Raw genomic sequence first — 22563 nt, 5'->3', positions numbered from 1 at the left:
CTAAGTATAGACGAAAAGTGATCTATAATCAATATCGAAGTAGTTTGGGAGAAATATTCCATAGATTATGTAGTTATAAAGGTGTTGAGATTATCGAGGGCCATTTAATGCCAGATCATGTTCATATGTTGGTAAGCATTCCACCTAGAATTAGTGTTGCAAGTTTTATGGGATATTTAAAAGGGAAAAGTGCTCTAATGATGTTCGATAAACACGCCAATCTGAAATATAAGTTTGGGAATCGACATTTTTGGGCAGAGGGCTATTATGTTAGTACAGTTGGCCTCAATGAAGCCACAATAAAAAAATACATTCAGGAACAAGAGCGAAAAGATATTGCTTTAGATAAGTTGAGTGTAAAAGAATATGAAGATCCCTTTAGGGATGGTGGCAAGTAGTACGTACGCCTCTTTGAGAGGGTTGTGACGAGTCAAATGCAATAAGGCTTGAACAAAGTAAAAGCCAGCGTCTTTAGGCGCTGGCTAGTTATCTGGGCTTATAACCCTTGTACAAACCACCCGTTTGACGGGTGGTCATGATTAGCCATTAAAGGAGAAATTGATGAAAAAATTGCAAACCCTCACAACTTCAACAGCTATTGCGCTTGCATCAGTTGGTGCGCCTGCATTTGCTCAAGAAGCTCAAGCGACTTCAGTGCCTACTGACACAAATGCTGTCAATGAACCAGCTCTTGTTGCTAAGTCACAAGTGAAACCACTTGAAAAGAGTGAAGTTCCTGCGCCTTCTACAGTGAAACCTGCTCTTGACGCTCAAAAAGGTGTAGTAAAAGACGCTGAAGCTAAGATTGATACAGCTAAAGCTGATGTTCAAGCAAAAGAAGCTACTGTTGCTTCAATTGAAACAGAATATTCTAATACAGATAAAGCTGTTAATAATGCTGAAGCAATTGCTTCTCAAGTAACACCTGCAAAAGTTGCTCAAGTCAAAAATGCTCAAACTAAGAACCTTGAAGCACAAACTGCTAACCAAGAAGCAACTGAAGCTACAACTGCACAAATCAAAAATGAGACTACTGTTCTTGCTGAAAAGCAATCAGACGTGGCAACAGCTAAAGAAAATCTTGACCAAGCTGAAAAAGATGTACAAACAGCTGAACAAACAGTCGCAAATGCAGAATCTGCACTTGACGGAACTGGACTTGCAAATGCTGAAAACGACTTAAAAGACGCTCAAAAAGGTGTCAAAAACGCTGAAGCTACAGTTAATGAAGCTGAAGATGCTTTCAAGACAGCAAAAAAAGCTGATGAAACACGTGAAGATGCTATCAAATCAGCTGAAACTGATGTAAATACTAAAAATGATGCTGTCAAATTAGCTAAAGAAAAATTGACAACAGCTAACCAACATGCTGAATCAGTAGAAGCTAAATTGGAAGATGCTCAAACTGAACTTACTAAAGCTCAAGACGCACTCAAAAACGTTGATATCGTAGATATTCAAAATCCAACAATCCCATTGTCCGACGAAGAACGTCAAGCAATTGGAGCTTCTTCAAATAATATCACATTTAAAGAAGCTTACGAATTGTGGCAAAAGAACGATAATGCTACCACCCGTGAAATTCTAAGTGCATCTGCCGTTAGAATGACTGAAGCATCAACCATCAAAATCAGCGATGCTGATAAAAATCGTTCAATCGATTTGAATAACTTGACTGATGACCAATTGGTAGAAATCAGCCAGTTCTATGCTAAACTTGTAACTCAATTAAAACATAATTTTGGTCAAAATGTAAATAAAAACGTTCAAATTACACAAAAAATCTTAGAACATTCAAAATCAGTTGCTAAGAAATATGAAGAACGTGCACTTGACCCAAATGTAGCTGGTCACATTCCAGGTGGACTTGAAAACCTTATGCCAATGAGCAACGGTAATCAAGTAACTACTATGTATGCGCTCAAACAATCAGTAATGCGCTCATTCGAACTATCTTCATTTGAAGATGAACCATCTAAATGGGAACACCTACGCAACAACTTGTCTAATGAAAATAGCAAAACTGTTGCTCTAACTGTTGCTAACATCAATGGTAAATATTGGATGATTACAACATTCGGAAGTCTCTATAACTTCGACAACGATACAGTCATCGAAGACAAAACCGACATCGCAACTCTTGAAAAAGCAGTCGCAACAGCTGAATCAAACCTTGAACAAGCTAAAACTGCATCAGAAAATGCTAAGAATGCTTTGACAACAGCTTCAACTGATTACGCAAGCGCACTTAGCTTGAAAACTGAAGCTGAAAAAGTCTTGGCAGACGCAATGGCTACGCCATTGCAAGCACAAGTTGCTGAAAACAACCTACGCTTGGCAAACATTGCTCTTGAAAATGCTAAGAAACGTGAAGCTACAGCAAGTGAAGCCGTCGCTAACTTCTCAGCAAGTCTAGCTGACAAGAAAGCTACTCTTGAAAAAGCTCAAGACGCGCTTAAATCAGCTAAAACTGTTCAAACAATTGCGTCACAAGCTCTTGAAAATGCTTCAGCTAAACTTGAAGACCAAGAAACTAAACTAGACAACTTGAACAAACAAGTTACAAAACTTCTTGCTGAAAAAGATGCACTTGTTAAAGAAGCTAAAGAATTGGCTGAACAATTGCAAGCATATTTGGACGCACCAGTTGCTCTAACTAAAGCAAAACAAGCTAGAACAGCCGTTAGTGTCAAATTGGAACTCGCTAAAGCTGACCTAGAAATGGCACAGTCTAAGCTTGAAAACTTGTTGACTGCACAAAAAGCTGAAGAAGCTAAACTTGCAGAACTTGAAGCAACATATGCTAAACTCGTTGACCTTGCAGAGAAAGCTCAAGAAAACGTTGTTGCAACACTTCCTGACGGAACAGTAATTGCTATCCCTAAAGTAGCTCCAACTGCTGAAGTGCTTCCTGAATTGAATCTTGAAGAACTTGCTAAAGAAGATGCTAAAGATAGCACTGTTAAAACACTTCCTGACGGAACAATCGTAGCTGTTCCTAAAGATGCACCAGTTGCTGAAACACTTCCTACTGTCAATGTTGATGAATTGAAGAAAGCTCTTGACGCAGGTAAAGAAGTTACTTTGGATGCTCAAGGGAATGTTGTTGTACGTAAAACAAAACCAGCTACTTATGAAAAACCAGTGAACGTTGATCGTCCACAAGTCAATAATGATAAATCAAATAAAGATTATGCAAGTGATAAAAACGTTACTATCGATAATAAAGGAAATGTTATCACAAAAGGTCAGACTTACACAAGTCAACAGCAAGCATCAAGTAAACCAACTTATTCACGAGTAGAACGCGCAAAAACATTACCAAATACTGGAACGAAAGAAAGTAACTTAACATTATTTGTTTTAGCAATTCTATCAGGGCTAGGAATAGCATTAAAAAGAAGACAAGGAAAATAAAAAATGGGATTATTTACAGACTCACTAAAAGTTAGCTCTGGCTTAACACTAGGGCATGCGGCGACAAAAATAGGTATTCAGAAAACATTGTCAGCAGCTGAGGAGAGAGCAGCTACAAAGTTTAAAAATTATCAAGCTAGATTTTTTGACCCTATTGTACGTGAAGATTTGTGTCATTTAGAAGTCGATGGTCATTTAAGAGCTAAAAGCTATCCTTTCCCTGAAAAAGTTAGTGTAATAAATATTTCAGTTTTGCAAAAGGATATTCAACATCTAACGAAAGAATTTAATACTGAGAAATTAGTAAACTTTATTAAAAGACATCCATTATTTACAATTTTTATTATTTGGTTATTAAGTGTACCAATTGGTTTGTCAGATATTGGTACAGTGCTAAGTTTTTCAGCAATTGTTTTTGTTGTAAGATTAATATTTATACGACCTAAAAAATTTGAAAAACTATTGATAGAAGATGCTAAACAATACTGGAAAGTTAGAGAGTATGTAAGACATGCTTTAGAGATGGGAGAATTAACACCACAAGAAAGTCTGAAAAAATTATTAAAAGCTAGACTGGTACAACGTTTCCCAGACACAATTGAAGAAATTGAAGCGCATGCATTTAATTATAAGCATGGATTGTAAAGGAGGACTCAGCTTCTCCTTTTTTTGCGTTCTTTTAAAGTATGGGAGTACCGAGGGATAATTGGACAGAATCCAAAAAAAACAGTAAAATAGAGGAATACCAATCTAAATGAAATTTGAGTGATAATCGTGGAAAAAAGAGACAATCTTACAAAAACAGATATTTGTGGAATTATCAATGTCACCCCAGATTCTTTTTCTGATGGGGGCCAATTTTTTGCTGTTGAGGAAGCCTTGAAACAGGCTCGAAAATTGATAGCTGAAGGTGCCACCATCTTAGATATCGGTGGAGAATCTACTCGACCTGGAAGTAGCTACGTTGAGATTGAAGAGGAAATCCAGCGTGTGGTTCCAGTCATTCAGGCTATTCGTCAAGAAAGTGATGTTCGGATTTCGGTAGATACTTGGAAGAGTCAGGTGGCAGAAGCGGCTTTACGAGCTGGGGCCAATACAGTCAATGACATTACGGGTCTCATGGGTGATGAGAAGATGGCAGAGGTGGTTGCCAGAATTGGAGCTCAGGTAGTCATCATGTTTAATCCAGTCATGGCACGCCCTCAGCACCCTAGTTCACTCATATTTCCTCATTTTGGATTTGGAGAGACTTTTACAAAGGAAGACTTAGCAGACTTTGAACAACTACCAGTAGAAGAATTGATGACAGCCTTCTTTGACCGTGCTCTAGCAAGAGCGGAAAAAGCAGGAATTTCGAAAGAAAACATCATGCTGGATCCTGGTATTGGCTTTGGCTTGACCAAAAAGGAAAATCTCATCCTTCTACGTGATCTTGGAAAATTACACAAAATGGGCTATCCTATCTTTTTAGGAGTTTCTCGTAAGCGCTTTGTCATTAATATCCTTGAAGAAAATGGATTTGAAGTCAATCCAGATACTGAAGCTGGCTTCCGCAATCGTGATATTGCTTCGGCTCATGTGACCAGCATTGCTGCTAGACAGGGTGTAGAAGTGGTGCGCGTGCATGATGTAGCCAGTCACAAGATGGCAGTCGAAATTGCATCAGCCATCCGTCTGGCAGACCATGCGGAAAATTTAGATTTGAAACAATATAAATAACATGAATAAAAACGAAACGAACCAGTGGATAGCAAACTACCGGACAGACCAACCGCATTTTGGTCTGGAGAGGATGGTGGAGCTATTAGCCTTACGTGGCAATCCTCATCTTAAACTCAAAGTTATCCATATTGGTGGAACCAATGGAAAGGGCTCTACTATAGCCTTTTTGAAGAATCTGTTGGAAAAGATGGGACTAAGAGTTGGTGTCTTTAGCTCTCCCTATCTGATTCATTATACCGACCAGATTGCCATTAATGGGGAATCCATCCCAGAAGCGAGATTAGAGTCCTTGATGGCGGATTATCGTTTACTACTTGAAGGGGAGCATGCTCAAGCCTTGCAAGGAACGACAGAATTCGAGATTATCACTGCTATAGCTTATGACTATTTTGCTTCTGAGCAAGTCGATGTGGCGATTATGGAAGTTGGTATGGGCGGACTTTTGGATAGTACCAATGTCTGTCAACCCATCCTAACAGGCATCACTACCATCGGGTTGGATCATGTAGCGCTTTTAGGAGATAGCTTGGAAGCCATAGCAGAGCAGAAAGCAGGGATTATCAAGCAAGGAGTTCCTCTAGTGACTGGTCGCATTGTCCCAGAAGCCTTGGCGGTTATTGACCAGATTGCAAAAGAGAAACAAGCTACCAGAATCGCCTATGGAGATGCCTATCAAGTCAGTCATTATGAGAGTATTGTGACTGGCGAGGTCTTTGGCTATACAAGTGCTGTTAGACAAGGTCGCTTTCAAACAGGTCTGCTTGGTTTGCACCAGATAGAGAATGCTGGGATGGCATTAACTTTGTTGGATGCCTATTGTCAAGAGACTGGACGAGAATTGCCAGAAAATGATATAGTGGCTCAAGCCGTAGAAGAAACAAGTTGGCCTGGACGCTTTGAAGTTGTTTCTAGAAGTCCCTTGATGATTTTAGATGGGGCCCACAACCCACATGCCATCAAAGCTTTGTTGGCTACCTTGAAAGAACGCTTTACGGACTATCAGAAGGAAATCCTCTTTACTTGTATCAAAACCAAGGCCTTGGAGGACATGTTGGACTTGCTAGAAACCTTGCCCGATACTAAGATTACGCTAACTCATTTTGAGGATAGTCGGGCGACGGATGAAAAAGTCTTGAAAGAGCTAGCTGATTCTAGAAATCTCAACTACCAAGATTGGCAAGAATTTCTAGACCAAAAATTATCAGGAAATGAAGAGAAAAAAACAGTTAGGATTATCACGGGTTCATTATACTTTTTAGCCCAAGTGAGAGCCTACCTAATGGAGGGGAAAAATTAGAATGGATACACAAAAGATTGAAGAAGCTGTAAAAATGATTATCGAGGCAGTTGGTGAGGATGCAAATCGCGAAGGCTTGCAGGAAACACCAGCCCGTGTCGCTCGTATGTACCAAGAGATTTTTTCAGGTCTTGGGCAAACTGCAGAAGAGCACCTGTCAAAATCCTTTGAGATTATCGATGACAATATGGTAGTGGAAAAGGATATCTTTTTCCATACCATGTGTGAACATCACTTCTTACCATTTTATGGTCGAGCGCACATTGCCTATATCCCAGATGGGCGTGTTGCAGGTTTATCAAAGTTAGCTCGTACGGTGGAAGTTTACTCTAAAAAGCCACAGATTCAAGAGCGTTTGAATATCGAAGTTGCTGATGCCTTGATGGAGTATTTGGGTGCTAAGGGAGCTTTTGTTGTTATTGAAGCAGAGCATATGTGTATGAGTATGCGAGGTGTTCGAAAACCAGGAACTGCGACCTTGACTACAGTAGCTCGTGGTCTATTTGAGACAGATAAGGATCTTCGGGATCAGGCTTATCGTCTGATGGGACTATAAAAAATCCGCGTCAAGCGGATTTTTCTAGAAAGGACTAGTTATGGATCAACTGCGAATTAAAGACCTAGAAATTTTCGCCTTTCATGGACTCTTTCCTAGTGAGAAGGAACTGGGGCAGAAGTTTGTCGTTTCAGCCACCCTATCCTATGATATGACCAAGGCTGCGACAGACTTGGATTTAACGGCTTCTGTCCATTACGGAGAACTTTGCCAGCAATGGACGACATGGTTTCAGGAAGAAAGCGAAGACTTGATTGAAACAGTAGCCTACAAACTAGTAGAGCGTACTTTTGAGACCTACCCTCTCGTTCAAGAGATTGAGCTGGAACTTAAAAAACCTTGGGCACCTATTCATCTACCGCTGGATACTTGTTCAGTAACCATCCACCGTCGCAAACAGCGTGCCTTTATCGCTTTAGGAAGTAATATGGGGGATAAGACGGCAAATCTCAAGCAAGCGATTGACAAAATGCAAGCTCGTGGCATCCACATTCTCAAGGAGTCTAGTGTGATTAGGACCGAACCTTGGGGTGGTGTGGAGCAGGATAGCTTTGCCAATCAAGTCATTGAAGTGGAAACCTGGTTGCCAGCTCCAGTCTTGTTAGAAACCTTGTTGGCTATTGAGGCAGAAATGGGACGGGTCAGAGAGGTTCATTGGGGACCTCGCTTGATTGACCTGGATTTGCTTTTTGTAGAGGACCAAGTCATCTATACAGACGACCTCATCTTGCCTCATCCTTATATTGCTGAGCGCCTCTTTGTTTTAGAGTCTTTACAGGAAATAGCTCCGCATTTTATTCATCCAACGCTGAAACAACCGATTCGGCACTTGTATCGTCAATTGGAGAAAGAAGATGCCTAAGTTTTCTGAAACTTATAGTAAATGGAGAAGTCTAGGGGAGGGAGCGCTAGCTATTATCCTAGGTCTTCTCTTGATTTGTTTTGGGCAGATTGTACCGAGACTTGGTTATCAACTCTTGATGGGGTATTTTTCCTTGTCGGCTATTTGGCATTTATTGACACGATGGTTCCAGGAAAAGTCCCGTAGAGAAAATATTTTTGTAACCATAGCCAAGCTATTTCTTGCAGTCATCCTATTTGATTCAGTCATCCTGCAAGGGATAGCCCTCTATCTCCTTGTGATGATTATCGGAGGTTATCAACTGTTTACAGGTCTGATCAGTCTGATTACTTGGTTGATTTACCGAAATAATCATACCCATCCGAGAGTCAATTACTTATTTGATGCAATGTGGATGATGGGTTTTGGTCTCTATAGTATCTCCCCTTTTCATGATGCGACAAATTTTGAGTTGCTCCTGTTAGGTTTTTACTTAATCATGTTGGGAGCGAGTAGTGTCAGGGATGGTTTCTATTTTGAAAAAGGAAGAAGTAATCCCAAGCTGAAGCGCAGAATGAGAATGACACTGCCCATTTTTGTAACAGCTTTAATTCCTATTAGTACCTTACGTCGATTGAACAAATGGTTTTCTAATCATAGTTCTGAAGACGGGAAAGTACATTCAGAGAGAAAGAATGACCAGACAGTTGATATGGAAATTTTTATCCATGCTTCAGAATCCTCTTTCTTTTTAGCCATGGGGCATGTGGATATCTGCTATCAAGGTCAGGTTATTTCCTATGGTTCTTATGATCCTCACTCGGAGCGTTTATTTGGGATGATTGGGGATGGGATTCTATTTAAGGCTAATCGAGAAAAGTATATCGAACTCTGTAAGAGAGAAAGCCAGAAAACTCTCTTTGCCTATGAATTAAGCTTGTCTGAGCAACAGAAAAAAGCTATAGAAGAACAACTGAGAGAAATTGAAGAACTCTTAATTCCTTGGGAACCAAGTTCTCAACTCATGAAGAGAAGAGAAGGGGAGATCAAGCATACCTACTCTTATCAGCTGAAACACGAGGCTGATGCCACTCTTTATAAGTTCAGTTCGTCCAAGTTTAAGACCTATTTTGTTCTCAGCACAAATTGTGTCTTATTGGCTGACTCTATCGTGGGTAAAGCTGGAACAGACATTCTCAGCCCCCAAGGATTTATCGTCCCAGGAACTTATCAGGATTATCTTGATTTAGAATATACCAAACCAAGTGGTATAGTAGTCAGTCGTTCTATTTATTAGCAAAAAGAAAACTCTAGTTTCCTAAGTATTTACAGAGGAGACTAGAGTTTTTAAAATAGGTCATTTTCTTCTGGTAGGAGAATGGTTTCCTTTCCATCCATATCTAGCACCAGAACTTTAGGTGGGTAGAGTGGGTCAAAGGGATGGTTGAAGTCAAAATCAATCGTTGTTGGAAGATGTTGACTAGAAAAACGAAAAGTGATGGAGCCTTTATTATTCAAAAGCCGAAATTCCAATTCATCTTCTAGATCAAAAACATGCTTTAAAAAATGATCGATTATATACCAGATTGAATTGATAACATCGTCGGGTAAATTGGTCACTACACCGAAACTAGCACATCGTCTATGAGAATCTGTAAAAGCCATCCCTATCTCCTAATTGATTTTTTTATTATCATACTGCAAACTGCTAGAAAAATCAAGAAAAGTCAACTACCTTTAAAAAGATGAGAATGATTTTGAAATTTTTTCAACGAATCTTCATCAAATGCTTGAAAATGCTTACAATTAGTGGTAAAATGAAAGCAGTGGAATCATGAAAGCAAAATTTTCAAAGTAGAAAGGAAACGGAATGAACACAGATGATACAGTAACAATTTATGACGTTGCCCGAGAAGCGGGAGTGTCAATGGCAACTGTCAGTCGTGTTGTCAATGGCAATAAGAACGTTAAAGAAAACACCCGTAAAAAAGTCCTAGAGGTCATTGATCGTCTTGACTACCGCCCTAATGCAGTAGCTCGTGGTCTAGCAAGCAAGAAAACAACAACAGTTGGAGTTGTTATTCCAGATATCACAAACACTTATTTCTCTACCCTTGCTAAAGGGATTGACGATATCGCGGAAATGTACAAATACAACATCGTCCTTGCTAACAGTGATGAGGATGATGAAAAGGAAGTATCTGTGGTCAATACTCTCTTTTCTAAACAGGTGGATGGTGTTATCTTTATGGGTTATCATTTAACTGAGAAGATTCGCTCAGAGTTTTCACGCTCACGCACACCTGTGGTTCTTGCAGGAACAGTTGACATAGAACACCAACTTCCAAGTGTCAATATTGACTATAAACATGCTACTGTTGATGCAGTCCGCCATCTCTTGAAACGAAATAAAAAAATTGCCTTCGTTAGTGGACCATTAGTGGATGATATTAATGGCAAGATTCGCTTAGCTGGTTATAAAGATGCTTTGAAAGAAGCGGGAATTAACTACAGTGAAGGTCTTGTTTTTGAATCAAAATACCGTTATGTTGATGGTTATGCCATGGCAGAACGCTTGATTTCTTCCAAAGCAACCGCAGCGATTGTAACAGGTGATGAATTAGCGGCAGGTGTTTTGAACGGACTTGCTGACAAGGGAGTTTCTGTACCGGAAGACTTTGAAATTATCACCAGTGATGATTCACAAATCTCTCGCTATACTCGTCCAAACCTAACCACCATTGCGCAACCTTTGTATGACCTTGGTGCTATTAGTATGCGTATGTTGACGAAGATTATGCATAAGGAAGAGTTAGAAGAGCGTGAAGTTCTTTTGCCACATGGTTTGGTAGAACGTCATTCAACTCGTAAAGATTAACAAGAAGAGGTCGGGATAAAAATCCCGACCTCGCTTTTTAGTAGTAAAAACTTTTTGGTCAATGGTTCAAGCATCAAGTTGATGGTAGAAGGCTTGCGGGGTGACTAGAAAGCAAGACTTGATCTAGTAATTTCTATCTCACCGACTTTTTTATCCTTCCATATAAGCTCGTAATTCATCTCCTGTAAGGCCAGCATTGATAGCAATGAGGAGTTTGAGACGAGCCTTTTGAGCATTTAGCTCTTTGACAAAGAAGACACCAGCCTTTTGTAGACAAACTCCACCGCCTTCATAGGCATAAACAGGTTCAGCAATCCCGTTAAAACAACGAGAAACCAAGGCGATTGGGAGTCCTTCTTGGATAAGGGCGTTCAATTTTTGTGATGTTTCCTTGGGAACATTTCCAGCACCAAAGGCCTGGATAATAAGACCATCTAGCTGGTCAACAGGAAGCAAATCAAGGAGTTCTTCTGTCATGCCAGCATAGACTGGAATAATTGGAACCAAGCCATGGATCCTATCAAGGTCAAAACGAACACGGGGTTCAGCTGTTTTGAAGTAGAGAATCTCGTGTTTCATGATGAGCCCAAGAGGGCCGTGGGTCGGCGTTTGAAAGGTACTAACATTTGTCGTATGCGTCTTGGTCACATACTTAGCAGCGTGGATTTCATCATTCATCACGACCAAGACACCCTTATCAGCAGCCTTATCGTCACTCGCTACGCGTAGGGCGCTGAGATAATTGTAGACACCATCGCTTCCGAGTTCGTTGGAACTACGCATGGCCCCTGTTAGTACGATCGGTTTGTGAGGAACCTCCATGGTATCGAGGAAATAGGCAGTTTCCTCCAAGGTATCTGTCCCATGTGTAATCACGAAACCGTCATAATGATCAGCCTCCTCTTTGATTTTTTGATAGAGGGCCAGCATATGCTTGGGTTTAATATGGGGACTTGGCAGATTAAAAAAGTCGAGCGCGTGAACTTCAACTCCTCCAAGTGGATTGGATACATGATTCATAGGGTTTTCTTGGCTAGTTACAACAGCGCCAGAGTCATCGGCTTGCATGGAAATAGTACCACCCGTATGTAAAACAAGGATTTTCTTAGGCATGATTTACTCACTCTTTCTGAAATGTGGTATAATCATTGTATCACAAAAGGGGAGAATGAAGTAGGATGGAAGTCAAAGCTGTTTTTTTTGATATCGATGGAACACTAGTCAACGATCGCAAGAGTGTTTTGAAATCCACTAAGGACGCGATTAAGATAGTGAAGGACCAGGGGGTGCTTGTTGGAGTAGCGACAGGGCGAGGACCTTTTTTTGTTAAGGATTTAATGGAAGATTTAGATCTGGATTTTGCCGTAACCTATAACGGCCAATATATCTTTAATAAAGACAGAGTCTTGTTTACAAGTCCTCTTTCCAAGTCTCATTTACGGCAGTTGATCACCTATGCCAAAAAAGAGGGCAAGGAGATTGCTCTAGGGACCAAGGATGCCATGCTGGGTTCGAAAATCATGTCTTTTGGCCTAGGTTCTTTTTCTCAAAGGGTGAGTCGTTTTGTCCCCTCTATGTTGACTCGTACAGTTAGTCATTCCTTTAATCGAATGGTGAGTAAGATTGTTCCTCAGAAGGAAGAAGACTTGCTTCAGTTGATGAATCAGCCCATTTATCAAGTTTTGATGCTAATGACGCCAGAAGAATCTGAGAAAGCAGCAGCTGATTTTAAAGACTTGAAATTAACTCGTAGTAATCCTTTTGCAGCCGATGTCATCAACCAAGGAAATTCCAAGTTAGAAGGCATTCGCCGAGTCGGAAAAGAGTATGGTTTTGATCTCAATCAAGTCATGGCCTTTGGTGACTCGGACAATGACTTAGAGATGCTGGCGGGTGTTGGGATGTCAGTCGCTATGGGCAATGGTAGTAGCAGTGTCAAGGAAGTGGCGAAGCATATCACAACCAGCAACCAGCAAGATGGGATTCACAAGGCCTTGGAACACTTTGGTGTTTTGGCTTCAGAGAAAGTCTTTGTCAGCCGTGACTATCATTTCAATAAGGTCAAAACCTTCCACCACATGATGGATGAACGAACTCAAGAAGAGCCACAAGCTTGGGATTTAGAAGGTGCCACCCATAGAGCGGGATTTAAGATAGAAGAACTGGTCGAGTTTGTTCGAGCTGCTAGCTCTTCTGAAGAAGACTTCGAACGGGCAGTTGGACAGTTACACCAAGCGCTGGATAAAGCAGCAGAGAAAGTTGCTAAGAAAACACCTGCTAAGCAAGATTTGGTAGGGCAAGTAGATGCCTTAATTGATACCTTGTATTTCACCTATGGTAGCTTTGTTTTGATGGGGGTGGATCCAGAACGGATTTTTGATATTGTCCATCAAGCCAATATGGGTAAAATGTTTCCTGATGGAAAAGCTCATTTTGACCCGGTCACTCACAAAATCCTAAAACCAGATGACTGGGAGGAGAGATATGCTCCAGAACCAGCCATTAAAAAGGAGATTGAGCGTCAGATAAAGGCCTATGAACGCCACAAGGAAAGAGCCGATAAGAAATAGGCGATAGAAAAGGAAGCCTTGAATGCTGTTTTGATTTCCTGGCTCCAACTACTGCATCAACAATTTATGAAAAAAATGAGGTTAGGAGAAAAATCCCAACCTCATTTCTTTTTTATTACAAAGTTTTGTCCTTATCTCTAACGACGAGAAGGTCAACGCTGGTATGGCGTAGGATATATTCTGATGAAGAACCAACTAGCAGGCGCTCGAAAGCATTGAGCCCTGTTGCTCCAACCAAAATCAAGTCAACCTTTTCCTTGTCTGGAATTGTTTTAGCTAAGAGAGTTTTAGGGTTCCCCATCTCAATAACAACCTTAATGTCTGTGAGACCAGCATCTCTTGCACGCTTTTCATATTCTGCCATCAAATCGTTGGCCTCGACTTGTAACTCTTCATAAACTTCAGCATCAAATGTTGAGATGCTTTGAAGAGCACGCGTGTCAATGACATGGGCAATAGTTAGTTTTGCTTGGTTACGCAGTGCTGAATGAACCCCTTTGATGAAAGCCAAGTCAGCTTCCTTAGAACCGTCAACCGCTACCATGATGTTTTCATAACGTTGTGTCATAGCAAAAACCTCCTCATTCTTATTACATTCATTGTATTCCTTTTCACTAAAAAAGTAAAGTAAAAAACGATAGGAAGATAGATGCTTTTTGACTTTGACTTGGAGTTTGTTATAATAAAAATAGAAAAGCTAAGAGGAAGAGATATGACAAAAATCGCAGTATTATCGGATATACATGGCAATACAACAGCCTTAGAAGCTGTTCTGGCAGATGCCCAGAAGTCAGAGGTTGATGAGTATTGGCTCTTAGGAGATATCCTCATGCCTGGAACAGGACGAAAAAATATTCTCCAGATCTTGGATACTTTACCAATCACCCATAGAGTTTTAGGGAATTGGGAGGAGAGCTTATGGCGCGCCTGCCATCGTCAGTTAGATGAAAGTAGACCCAGTCATCGTTATCTCTTACGCCAGTGTCAGTATATTATGGAAGAACTCAGTGTTGAGGAGATTGAGGCGCTGCAGAACTATCCCTTGCAAGTGCACCGCCAGTTTGGAGATTTGAAGCTAGGGATTAGCCACCACTTGCCTGATAAAAATTGGGGACGAGAGCTGATTCATCTTGGAAAGCAAGAGGACTTTGACCGCCTTGTCACCAATCCAGACTGCGATATTGCCATTTATGGTCATATCCATCAACAGTTTCTTCGGTATGGTAGTGGTGGCCAGCTTATCCTGAATCCAGGTTCCATTGGTCAACCCTTCTTTTTATCTGAAAATTTACGCAAGGACTTACGTGCTCAGTACATGATTTTAGAGTTTGATGAAAAAGGCTTGAAAGATGTCGATTTCCGTCGGGTTGATTATGATATTGATGCAGAATTACAACTAGCCAAAGAGTTACAATTACCCTACTACCAAGTTTATTATGAAAGCTTGGTTAATGGGATTCACCATACCCATAATCAGGAACTACTTCATGAAATTGCCCAAAGTCAAGGGCATGATGCAGAACTAGATGACTGGCTGAGTGGTAACTCTTGACATTACAACTACAAGAGATATAATAAATATAAGTAAAAAACGAACTAGTCTAATAGAAAAAGGAGAACCTTATGCAAATTTCAAGTCGATTTACCATCGCGACCCATATGTTGATTATCATAGCCTTAAAAGGGAAAGAAAGTAAGGTGACTAGTGATTTTCTTGCTAGTAGCGTTGGAGTCAATCCTGTTATTATCCGAAAAACCTTGTCCCAACTGAAAAAAGCAGACTTGATTTCCGTCGCGCGTGGAACTGGTGGAGCAGAGATTATCAAAGACCTAGAGGACATCAGCTTATTAGATGTTTACCAAGCAGTTGAATGCCTTGGAAAGACTGGACAACTCTTTAGTTTTCATGATAATCCCAATCCAGCCTGTCCAGTAGGAGCTAACATCCATGGGGTTTTAGATGAGAAATTACAAAAGATTCAGCTAGCCATGGAGCAGGAGCTGAGCAAAACCAGTCTTGCCCAAGTAGTGGCAGATGCAGAGAGTAGGATAGAAGGATAGGAGGACCTTAGTTCCTCTTTTTTTATGTGGATAATTATGATAAAATAGAATCATTAAAGGAGGAAGAGATGTATCTCGTTATAGGAATTGTATTAGCATTTATACTGTCATTTTTGAAGGATAATAGAAGTCTGTGGAATCCAGTATTATTTTTATTATCTCTCATTTCAAGTTATTTTTATCTATCCTACCTTTTTTATAAAAATGGGTATGAGAATGTTCAGTTAGCTTTTTATGTATTTGCCTTTATTGTACTCCCCTTGCTGATTTTTCTGAGTGGCATCTTTTTAATCTATAATGGAGTCATCCTACTGAAACGAGAAGGACGTTCCAAGACAAATTATCTGTCGATGGGCTTGGGTTTTTTGATTCTTCTGTTTTTTGGGATAGTTGCGCTTAGATTAACCAATACGAGTGATTTATTCTATACTAATCATCTAATCAATCTAATCTTTCTATTCATTCTTTATTCCTATTTTATCTTTGGTTTTGCCTTTGCAGGATTTCTGCTATATTCTATCTTATATCTCATTATTCCTAAGAAAAAACATTATGATTTTATAATCATTCACGGAGCAGGCTTGTTGGATGGAGAAAAGGTAACTCCTTTGCTCAAGCGTAGGATTGACAAGGCAGTTGAGGCTTACCACAATTCTAAGAATCCTCATATCAAAATCATAGCCAGCGGTGGACAAGGGGTAGACGAAAAGATTTCTGAGGCCCAAGCGATTACAAACTATCTGCTTACGGAGACAGATGTCCCCCGTGATGCGATTGTCCTTGAGGACCAATCAAGAACGACCTATGAGAATCTTCTTTATTCTAAGAAGCTTGGCGAGAAACTGGTAGCAAGCCCCCAATTTCTTTTTGTGACAAATGATTATCATGTTTTTAGAACAAGTACCTATGCTCGCAAGCTCAAAATGAAAGGTGATGGTCTAGGTTGTCGGACAGCAGGCTACTACATTCCATCAGCCTTTATCCGTGAATATGTAGCTTTGTGTGTGAAATTAAAGTGGCTCTTTATGTTCTTCTACGGATTATTATTCTTAGCCCTGCTATTTTTATACAAGGGAATTCTTTGGTAGGATAAAAAAATAAACAAAAAAAGCTAGTTTTCTGATATTCAGAATTCTAGCTTTTTCGTTTTTACATAGTTAAGCTGAGTGGCCATATAGAAATAAAATTGTGAATGCTTGATCTTTCAAAAGAAGCCTTCCTTAAAGCCTATCAATCGAAATGGTGTTAAGCACATTAATAACCTGAAGATTGGACATGCGACCGATATTGATTAGATTTGGATGTTTTAGGCCATCTATATCGAAGTTAGTCAAAATGGCATCGTATCCAGCCTCCATAATTTCATCAACATTCAGTGTTTCTTTGTCCCAGGTTTCGAATTGGATATTCTTAGAGGTATAGAATTTATAAAGAGAGATAAGCGATCGAGGATGTGCAAAGTCAAACTCACTCAAAACAAGGACACGAATGTTATTAAGTGATTCTAACAGTTGTTCCATCAAATCTGAAGCGTGAGTGAAGAGCGTATAGACCAAATGGACAACAGCATAGGCATGTTCTTTCTGCCCAATGCTAGACTTATAGCGCATCATTTCCAAAACAGCTGCTTCGTAAAATTTAGGGAAGAACTTTTTAACTTTTTTAAGAGAGTATGATTTATTGTGTAAAATAAAGGATTCAGAGTTAATTTCTTGACGTTCAAGAATCGCAGTGTTATGTAAGTGCCAGACCAGCTCATCTGTATTTGAGAAGTGAAAGCCAAAATCACGTGTCAAGTTATCAAGGACATCACGGGCAGCGTGGTAAGAGTTGTCAACTTGTGGATCAATTGAGCGGGCAGTTAGAAAATCTTCGACTGTAAAGAAGATTCCTTTTTGAATAAAGGAGTGAAAAAGTTGTTCTAGGGTATCAGGATTGAGTTCAATATTCAGACTCTTAGCCAACGGTTCAAGTCGCTCCAGATGCTCTGGAAGTTGGTCGTAGATAAGGAGTAATTTTTCAGAATCACTGACTGTTTGAATCGTGATACCGTTTTTAAAACGATGAAGATTAACGGCGATTAGAGTTTCTATCTGTAGTAGGTTTGTATAGTTGGCAGGATAGCCTGTTAGCTTTAGGAAAAATTCTACAAACTCTGCAATATCTTTCCTAGATTCAGGAAATGGCCACTTGAAGTAACCATAGGCTTCATGGAAATATTGGGCGAAGAAAAAGCGAATGTCTCTTTCATCACCAATGATAGAGATTGGAGTGACCTTGAGTTTGAAGCGGTATTTACTTTGTAGAGTATTGTTAATCTCGGCAACCTTTTTGCGAAGGGCAGGAAGAGAAACATCAAGGTTTTGGGCTAGGTGTTCGTAGGTAAATGGTTCTGTCAATAAAAAGAATGCTCTTAATACCTGGAAGTGAGAAGAATCTTGCAAAGTGTGGCGGTAAATTCGTTCGATGCCCAAGTTTTTAGGGTTAGCCAGTCTGATACCAGCTGTGGAAGATTGGATTTCAAAGCATGATAGAACCTCGCGCATTTCCTTAATATCGCTTTTAATGATACGTGTATTGATATTTAGGGCTTCTGCTAGAGGATCTAAGTGGATCCAGTCTGGATTTTCAAATAAATATTCTAAAATTCTTAATTGCCTTTGTTCTTTTTGAGTCAATAGAGCTCTCATAAATCATTCCTCCTATAATAAAATTGATTATAACAAACAAAAATCATATTTTTCAAGATGTTAGTTATTATATCACAAGTAAATCAAAAAAACAAAGAATATGCCTACATTTATTATATTGTATTTTATAAGAAAAATTGTCATTTTAGAATTTTTTTGTATGAAAAGAATTTTTAAATATATAATTCAAAATGATTTACTAAAATAAAGTTGTTTTTATAATATATTTTGTATGTTAAAGACATGCTATATTTTATAATTAACTGAGGATATGATTTATGTATTTCACAAGAAGCTGACTCAAAATGCGTTAAGACTTCAGCTGTAACTCAGTTGTAACCCCCTCATCGCTTACAGATGCCGAAAAAGCTAAAGTAGCAGATAAAGTTAAGAAAGTTAACCCAACAACAGACATCAAGGTTAATAATGATGGTCCAGTAGTTGTAACCTTTGAAGATGTATCAGGAACTCATTGAAAAACTGACCGATGAGATTCAACACTACATCGAAAAGGAGTTCCCCTGAGGAAAATAGGATACTTCAAACCATTCCTGGTGTGAATGAAAACTGTGCTGCCACTATTCTAGCTGAGATTGGACCAACTATTACAGCCTTTCCATCCGATGCACACTTAGCATCATGGGCTGGACTCTGCCCAGGGTCTTATGAAAGTGCTGGCATTAAAAAATCCTCACATATCACGCAAGGAAATCGATATATCAAACAGGCTTTGACCATGTCGGGATTAATTGCAGCACATTCTAAGGATCCATCTTTTTCTTCTTTTTATAGTGGATTGAACTTAGAGTAGTACACCATGGATTATAAAACATTTTTAGAAATTAACTTGACTTTCCTAACCTCTTTGTTCATGTCTTATTTCAATAAACTATACAATCGAATTTCCCCAAGAGGAAGTAAGATGAAAGCCGTCATTGCTTGTGCTCATAAGATTCTCAGAATCATTTACAAACTACTCTCCACCAAGCAGACTTATCAAACAGAAAAGGCGCTAGGACTGAGGAAACAGTTCTAACGCCCAAAATAAAAAATTTTCAATTACAGTATAGTACAGGAAGTGATTTTTTGCGCTTTTTATATTTAAGGTTAGACTTTTGTCCTAGACTCTTTTTGAGTTCAATTGCTCGTTTTACTATTTGAAGTCAGATAAATTAAATTTTTTCCTGATAACGATATCTCGGAAAAATTGCTGTATGTAAATTAGTCAACAATTTATTAATACTAGTTGTATAGTTCTATTAGAAACAATCAAGAGCACAAAATTAAATCTGAGTAAGGCATAGAACAAGAAAACGGATATTTAACTCAGATAGCCTTACAGAAGAGTGTAGGGCGAAAAATTGAAAATATAAAACAGTTAGAAAATCTAGAAGATGATCAAGATTGAGAAGGAAACTGACTTGTAACTAAAGTTAAGGTTAAAAATAATAGGGAAAACTAAAGAAGAATTATAAGTATAATAGGCTAAAAATTAGGAATACTAAAGATTAATAACAAATCAAATAATAAATGCTTCTCCTCTAATTAGAAGGAAATTAGATATAGTTTTTGATTTGATTGAGCATGTTTCAAGAGATTATAAAAGAAAAAACGATTACTTAAAGAACTGAACAAAATGTAAAATAAGAACCAAAAGTAACAAATTGCCAAAATAGAACTATTGCACTTAAATATCACTAGTTCACTTGGCATAGAGGCCTAGTAAAGAAATCATCACTCCGTACCAGACTGATAAAAACTTTAAATAAAAACTGAAATATGGTAAAATAACGATTAGATAAAATTTTGAGGAGACAGTTATGAAGACAAAAACACTTGCACAAGTTGATGGAATTATTGGAATCATTGCAGGAGCTGTTTTAGCAATCTTACCAGTCGTTATAGTTATGATTGCGGCTATTTCTGAAAATGAAGATTTTGCGGGAGTTGTTTTGGGAATTGTTTTCCTTGTTTTTACTTTAGTAAAAATCGCAACTCTAATCCTAGGAATTCTCACTCTTGTCTACTACAAGGATGACAAGCGTATCTCACTTGCTCCGTCTATCTTATTTATCGTTGGATCGGTAGTATCATTGATTCCGTTCTTGGGATGGATCGGTGGAATTATTCTCATCATTGGTGGAGCGCTATACTTGTCGAGCTTAAAACATTTCCAAATTGAAGGATAGTTCTATACATAAAGGGAAGAGTTAAGAAGTCTCTTCTCTTTTTTGATTGATTTTGACTAGCTTTTTTGTGAAAAATTGTGTAAAATAGAATAGATAAACGAGGGGAACCTCGGAAAATAAAAGGAGTATCCATCAAATGGTAAAATTGGTTTTTGCTCGCCACGGTGAGTCTGAATGGAACAAAGCTAACCTTTTCACTGGTTGGGCTGATGTTGATTTGTCTGAAAAAGGAACACAACAAGCGATTGACGCTGGTAAATTGATCAAAGAAGCTGGTATCGAATTTGACCAAGCTTATACTTCAGTATTGAAACGTGCAATCAAAACAACTAACTTGGCTCTTGAAGCATCTGACCAATTGTGGGTTCCGGTTGAAAAATCATGGCGCTTGAACGAACGTCACTACGGTGGTTTGACTGGTAAAAACAAAGCTGAAGCAGCTGAACAATTTGGTGATGAACAAGTTCACATCTGGCGTCGTTCATACGATGTATTGCCTCCAGCAATGGATCGCGATGATGAGCACTCAGCTCACACAGACCGTCGTTATGCTTCACTTGACGACTCAGTTATCCCAGATGCTGAAAACTTGAAAGTGACTTTGGAACGTGCCCTTCCATTCTGGGAAGATAAAATCGCTCCAGCTCTTAAAGATGGTAAAAACGTATTCGTAGGAGCACACGGTAACTCAATCCGTGCTCTTGTAAAACACATCAAACAATTGTCAGACGACGAAATCATGGACGTAGAAATCCCTAACTTCCCACCATTGGTATTCGAATTTGACGAAAAATTGAACGTAGTTTCTGAATACTACCTTGGTAAATAAGAACCATAAAGCCTAGGATGATTCCTGGGTTTTTTCAATTTCTATATATTACCGTGCGAGATTAAAAGAAACCATATTTTGCAAATTTAAATAGAAAGATTTGCTAAATTCCCAAACTAAGTTTTACCGTTAGTACAAGTAGAAGTTGCTTTGAGAAATTACAGTTCAAGATTTAAGAATTCAAAAAACAATTAAGCTTGTCAAAGCAGAGGATTCTTGTTATAATAGGTAAGATGGAGGCGTTATGGCACTTAAAAAAGCAAGTCTAGCCTGTGCGGTTTGTGGTTCTAGAAACTATTCGATTAAGATTAGTGGAAATCCAAAACCAACACGCTTAGAAGTAAATAAATTTTGTAAACACTGTGGCAAGTACACCACACACCGAGAAACGAGATAGGAGAAAACGATGCGTTTTATTAAGGACATTTTTAAACTTCTTAAAGAAACAACTTGGCCGACTCGCAAGGAAAGTTGGTTAGATTTTAAATCTATCATGGAATACACTGCTTTCTTTGTAGTGATGATTTATATTTTTGACCAATTGATTGTTAGCGGATTGATTCGTTTTATTAATATTTTTTAAAATAAGCTAAGAAAAAGATCTAGTCGCTGAAATTCTTCAGTTAGGAAAGGAAAAAACATGGATAGTTTTGATAAAGGATGGTTTGTGCTACAAACTTATTCTGGCTACGAAAATAAAGTAAAAGAAAATCTATTGCAGCGTGCACAAACATACAATATGCTAGAAAATATTCTGCGTGTTGAGATTCCTACACAAACAGTGCAAGTGGAAAAAAATGGAAAGAAAAAAGAAATCGAAGAAAATCGCTTTCCAGGGTATGTTCTTGTAGAAATGGTTATGACCGACGAAGCATGGTTTGTTGTGCGTAACACACCAAACGTAACAGGATTTGTGGGCTCACACGGAAACAGATCAAAGCCAACTCCACTTTTGGAACAAGAAATTCGCGATATTTTAGTTTCTATGGGTCAAACTGTCCAAGAATTTGATATTGATGTTGAAGTTGGCCAAACTGTTCGCATCATTGACGGTGCTTTCGCAGATTACACAGGCAAGATTACAGAAATTGATAACAACAAAGTCAAGATGATTATTTCTATGTTTGGTAATGATACAGTAGCGGAAGTAAATCTTAATCAGATTGCAGAGCTTTAATCAAAAATTATCAATATAAAATCACAAACAAAGACAATTGTAAAAGAGACAGTTGTCTTTTTTCTCCCTCACTTGTCAGTATTCATACTTCCTGATACACCTTGGACTTAAAAAAACACAAGACAGAAATCAAATCCCTTCTTTCCCCCTTTCTCTGCTATACTACAAGTAGAGAAAGGGGGAAAGCAAATGCTTGAAAAGAATTATGAGAAGGTAAAAGGAATTGTCCATAGATGCCGAAAAGATTATTATCTCCACCTGTGGGAGAAAGAGGATTGGGATCAAGAAGGACTGATCTGCCTTTACGAACTTCTAGAAAAGCATCCAGAACTGGTG

Annotated in this window: 23 protein-coding genes and 2 pseudogenes; 21 read left to right on the top strand and 4 right to left on the bottom strand. The window is 38.9% G+C overall.

Features of this window, described 5'->3' with window-relative positions; translation table 11 throughout:
- The 8 genes from tnpA to ADH90_RS05285 form a co-directional block, all read left to right on the top strand.
- Window positions 1–398: IS200/IS605 family transposase (tnpA, locus tag ADH90_RS05320; protein ID WP_049529457.1), on the top strand; the 398-nt coding region annotated here is incomplete at its 5' end.
- 163 nt (window positions 399–561) lie between these two features.
- Window positions 562–3417 carry an SEC10/PgrA surface exclusion domain-containing protein gene (locus ADH90_RS05315; RefSeq protein ID WP_049530269.1) on the top strand — a complete coding sequence of 952 codons (2856 nt, stop codon included), beginning with the start codon at window positions 562–564 and terminating at the stop codon, window positions 3415–3417.
- A 3-nt stretch (window positions 3418–3420) separates the two neighbouring features.
- A complete protein-coding gene (locus tag ADH90_RS05310; RefSeq protein WP_049530267.1) occupies window positions 3421–4062 on the top strand; it encodes a hypothetical protein in 642 nt (213 codons plus the stop codon).
- 129 nt (window positions 4063–4191) lie between these two features.
- Entirely contained in the window at window positions 4192–5136 is a 945-nt protein-coding gene (gene folP / locus ADH90_RS05305) for a dihydropteroate synthase (protein ID WP_049530266.1), read from the top strand.
- 1 nt (window position 5137) lies between these two features.
- Window positions 5138–6436: a bifunctional folylpolyglutamate synthase/dihydrofolate synthase gene (locus ADH90_RS05300; RefSeq protein WP_049530265.1), complete on the top strand. Its 1299-nt coding sequence runs from the start codon at window positions 5138–5140 to the stop codon at window positions 6434–6436.
- Window position 6437: 1 nt separating this feature from the next.
- Window positions 6438–6992 carry a GTP cyclohydrolase I FolE gene (gene folE / locus ADH90_RS05295; RefSeq protein WP_000380927.1) on the top strand — a complete coding sequence of 185 codons (555 nt, stop codon included), beginning with the start codon at window positions 6438–6440 and terminating at the stop codon, window positions 6990–6992.
- Between the two features lie 40 nt (window positions 6993–7032).
- A complete protein-coding gene (gene folK, locus ADH90_RS05290) occupies window positions 7033–7854 on the top strand; it encodes a 2-amino-4-hydroxy-6-hydroxymethyldihydropteridine diphosphokinase (RefSeq protein ID WP_049530264.1) in 822 nt (273 codons plus the stop codon).
- Window positions 7847–9130 carry a hypothetical protein gene (locus ADH90_RS05285; protein WP_049530263.1) on the top strand — a complete coding sequence of 428 codons (1284 nt, stop codon included), beginning with the start codon at window positions 7847–7849 and terminating at the stop codon, window positions 9128–9130. Before folK ends, ADH90_RS05285 begins: the two co-directional genes overlap by 8 nt.
- 50 nt (window positions 9131–9180) lie before the next feature.
- Here the strand turns inward: ADH90_RS05285 and ADH90_RS05280 are convergent, their stop codons facing one another.
- Entirely contained in the window at window positions 9181–9498 is a 318-nt protein-coding gene (locus ADH90_RS05280; RefSeq protein ID WP_049530262.1) for a DUF960 domain-containing protein, read from the bottom strand.
- Window positions 9499–9703: 205 nt separating this feature from the next.
- Here ADH90_RS05280 and ccpA point away from each other — a divergent pair, with 205 nt between their 5' ends.
- Entirely contained in the window at window positions 9704–10711 is a 1008-nt protein-coding gene (gene ccpA, locus ADH90_RS05275) for a catabolite control protein A (protein ID WP_049530261.1), read from the top strand.
- Window positions 10712–10861: 150 nt separating this feature from the next.
- On the opposite strand, the gene ADH90_RS05270 is transcribed toward ccpA, so the two are convergent.
- Window positions 10862–11824 carry an asparaginase gene (locus ADH90_RS05270; protein WP_049530260.1) on the bottom strand — a complete coding sequence of 321 codons (963 nt, stop codon included), beginning with the start codon at window positions 11822–11824 and terminating at the stop codon, window positions 10862–10864.
- Between the two features lie 65 nt (window positions 11825–11889).
- Between ADH90_RS05270 and ADH90_RS05265 the strand changes: the two genes are divergently transcribed.
- Window positions 11890–13281, top strand: a complete 1392-nt coding sequence (locus tag ADH90_RS05265) for a Cof-type HAD-IIB family hydrolase (protein ID WP_049530259.1) — start codon at window positions 11890–11892, stop codon at window positions 13279–13281.
- Between the two features lie 115 nt (window positions 13282–13396).
- Here ADH90_RS05265 and ADH90_RS05260 read toward each other — a convergent pair whose 3' ends face one another.
- Entirely contained in the window at window positions 13397–13849 is a 453-nt protein-coding gene (locus tag ADH90_RS05260) for a universal stress protein (protein ID WP_049504821.1), read from the bottom strand.
- Between the two features lie 144 nt (window positions 13850–13993).
- Here ADH90_RS05260 and ADH90_RS05255 point away from each other — a divergent pair, with 144 nt between their 5' ends.
- The 3 genes from ADH90_RS05255 to ADH90_RS05245 all read left to right on the top strand — a co-directional run bounded on the left by ADH90_RS05255 (window position 13994) and on the right by ADH90_RS05245 (window position 16430).
- Window positions 13994–14833 carry a metallophosphoesterase family protein gene (locus tag ADH90_RS05255; RefSeq protein ID WP_049530272.1) on the top strand — a complete coding sequence of 280 codons (840 nt, stop codon included), beginning with the start codon at window positions 13994–13996 and terminating at the stop codon, window positions 14831–14833.
- Between the two features lie 71 nt (window positions 14834–14904).
- The gene (locus ADH90_RS05250; protein WP_049530258.1) at window positions 14905–15342 is read left to right on the top strand and encodes an Rrf2 family transcriptional regulator; all 438 of its coding nucleotides are present in this window, start codon (window positions 14905–14907) and stop codon (window positions 15340–15342) included.
- Window positions 15343–15410: 68 nt separating this feature from the next.
- Window positions 15411–16430, top strand: a complete 1020-nt coding sequence (locus tag ADH90_RS05245) for a YdcF family protein (protein WP_049530256.1) — start codon at window positions 15411–15413, stop codon at window positions 16428–16430.
- A gap of 132 nt (window positions 16431–16562) precedes the next feature.
- On the opposite strand, the gene ADH90_RS05240 is transcribed toward ADH90_RS05245, so the two are convergent.
- Window positions 16563–18032: a M protein trans-acting positive regulator PRD domain-containing protein gene (locus ADH90_RS05240; protein ID WP_049530255.1), complete on the bottom strand. Its 1470-nt coding sequence runs from the start codon at window positions 18030–18032 to the stop codon at window positions 16563–16565.
- A 344-nt stretch (window positions 18033–18376) separates the two neighbouring features.
- Here ADH90_RS05240 and ADH90_RS11800 point away from each other — a divergent pair.
- The 8 genes and pseudogenes from ADH90_RS11800 to ADH90_RS11570 all read left to right on the top strand — a co-directional run.
- Window positions 18377–18508, top strand: a pseudogene (locus tag ADH90_RS11800) (hypothetical protein); the annotation flags it as partial.
- 11 nt (window positions 18509–18519) lie between these two features.
- Window positions 18520–18843, top strand: coding sequence for a transposase (locus tag ADH90_RS05235; protein WP_080982625.1), 324 nt, complete (start codon window positions 18520–18522; stop codon window positions 18841–18843).
- A gap of 1009 nt (window positions 18844–19852) precedes the next feature.
- Window positions 19853–20221: a hypothetical protein gene (locus ADH90_RS05225; RefSeq protein ID WP_049530250.1), complete on the top strand. Its 369-nt coding sequence runs from the start codon at window positions 19853–19855 to the stop codon at window positions 20219–20221.
- A gap of 136 nt (window positions 20222–20357) precedes the next feature.
- Entirely contained in the window at window positions 20358–21050 is a 693-nt protein-coding gene (locus ADH90_RS05220) for a phosphoglycerate mutase (protein ID WP_000240128.1), read from the top strand.
- A gap of 244 nt (window positions 21051–21294) precedes the next feature.
- On the top strand, window positions 21295–21447 hold the full coding sequence (gene rpmG / locus ADH90_RS05215; RefSeq protein WP_001809375.1) for a 50S ribosomal protein L33: 153 nt from the start codon (window positions 21295–21297) through the stop codon (window positions 21445–21447).
- A 9-nt stretch (window positions 21448–21456) separates the two neighbouring features.
- A complete protein-coding gene (gene secE / locus ADH90_RS05210) occupies window positions 21457–21633 on the top strand; it encodes a preprotein translocase subunit SecE (protein WP_001211016.1) in 177 nt (58 codons plus the stop codon).
- A 57-nt stretch (window positions 21634–21690) separates the two neighbouring features.
- Window positions 21691–22227, top strand: coding sequence for a transcription termination/antitermination protein NusG (gene nusG, locus ADH90_RS05205; protein WP_045763385.1), 537 nt, complete (start codon window positions 21691–21693; stop codon window positions 22225–22227).
- Between the two features lie 189 nt (window positions 22228–22416).
- Window positions 22417–22563: pseudogene (locus ADH90_RS11570) on the top strand (sigma-70 family RNA polymerase sigma factor); the annotation flags it as partial.

The sequence above is a fragment of the Streptococcus pseudopneumoniae genome (genome assembly GCF_001073085.1).
In the GTDB taxonomy this organism is placed as follows: domain Bacteria; phylum Bacillota; class Bacilli; order Lactobacillales; family Streptococcaceae; genus Streptococcus; species Streptococcus pseudopneumoniae_M.
This window is presented reverse-complemented; position numbering and strand designations above follow the sequence as displayed.

Excerpts from the sequence above, each read along its gene's own strand:
- ADH90_RS05265 (WP_049530259.1), top strand. The coding sequence starts at position 11,890 with ATGGAAGTCAAAGCTGTTTTTTTTGATATCGATGGAACACTAGTCAAC.
- secE (WP_001211016.1), top strand. The coding sequence starts at position 21,457 with ATGCGTTTTATTAAGGACATTTTTAAACTTCTTAAAGAAACAACTTGG.
- nusG (WP_045763385.1), top strand. The coding sequence starts at position 21,691 with ATGGATAGTTTTGATAAAGGATGGTTTGTGCTACAAACTTATTCTGGC.
- ccpA (WP_049530261.1), top strand. The coding sequence starts at position 9,704 with ATGAACACAGATGATACAGTAACAATTTATGACGTTGCCCGAGAAGCG.
- ADH90_RS05315 (WP_049530269.1), top strand. The coding sequence starts at position 562 with ATGAAAAAATTGCAAACCCTCACAACTTCAACAGCTATTGCGCTTGCA.
- ADH90_RS05260 (WP_049504821.1), bottom strand. The coding sequence starts at position 13,849 with ATGACACAACGTTATGAAAACATCATGGTAGCGGTTGACGGTTCTAAG.
- ADH90_RS05235 (WP_080982625.1), top strand. The coding sequence starts at position 18,520 with ATGAGATTCAACACTACATCGAAAAGGAGTTCCCCTGAGGAAAATAGG.
- ADH90_RS05225 (WP_049530250.1), top strand. The coding sequence starts at position 19,853 with ATGAAGACAAAAACACTTGCACAAGTTGATGGAATTATTGGAATCATT.
- ADH90_RS05240 (WP_049530255.1), bottom strand. The coding sequence starts at position 18,032 with ATGAGAGCTCTATTGACTCAAAAAGAACAAAGGCAATTAAGAATTTTA.
- ADH90_RS05285 (WP_049530263.1), top strand. The coding sequence starts at position 7,847 with ATGCCTAAGTTTTCTGAAACTTATAGTAAATGGAGAAGTCTAGGGGAG.
- folK (WP_049530264.1), top strand. The coding sequence starts at position 7,033 with ATGGATCAACTGCGAATTAAAGACCTAGAAATTTTCGCCTTTCATGGA.
- ADH90_RS05280 (WP_049530262.1), bottom strand. The coding sequence starts at position 9,498 with ATGGCTTTTACAGATTCTCATAGACGATGTGCTAGTTTCGGTGTAGTG.
- ADH90_RS05255 (WP_049530272.1), top strand. The coding sequence starts at position 13,994 with ATGACAAAAATCGCAGTATTATCGGATATACATGGCAATACAACAGCC.
- ADH90_RS05245 (WP_049530256.1), top strand. The coding sequence starts at position 15,411 with ATGTATCTCGTTATAGGAATTGTATTAGCATTTATACTGTCATTTTTG.
- ADH90_RS05310 (WP_049530267.1), top strand. The coding sequence starts at position 3,421 with ATGGGATTATTTACAGACTCACTAAAAGTTAGCTCTGGCTTAACACTA.
- rpmG (WP_001809375.1), top strand. The coding sequence starts at position 21,295 with ATGGCACTTAAAAAAGCAAGTCTAGCCTGTGCGGTTTGTGGTTCTAGA.
- folE (WP_000380927.1), top strand. The coding sequence starts at position 6,438 with ATGGATACACAAAAGATTGAAGAAGCTGTAAAAATGATTATCGAGGCA.
- ADH90_RS05220 (WP_000240128.1), top strand. The coding sequence starts at position 20,358 with ATGGTAAAATTGGTTTTTGCTCGCCACGGTGAGTCTGAATGGAACAAA.
- ADH90_RS05300 (WP_049530265.1), top strand. The coding sequence starts at position 5,138 with ATGAATAAAAACGAAACGAACCAGTGGATAGCAAACTACCGGACAGAC.
- ADH90_RS05270 (WP_049530260.1), bottom strand. The coding sequence starts at position 11,824 with ATGCCTAAGAAAATCCTTGTTTTACATACGGGTGGTACTATTTCCATG.
- ADH90_RS05250 (WP_049530258.1), top strand. The coding sequence starts at position 14,905 with ATGCAAATTTCAAGTCGATTTACCATCGCGACCCATATGTTGATTATC.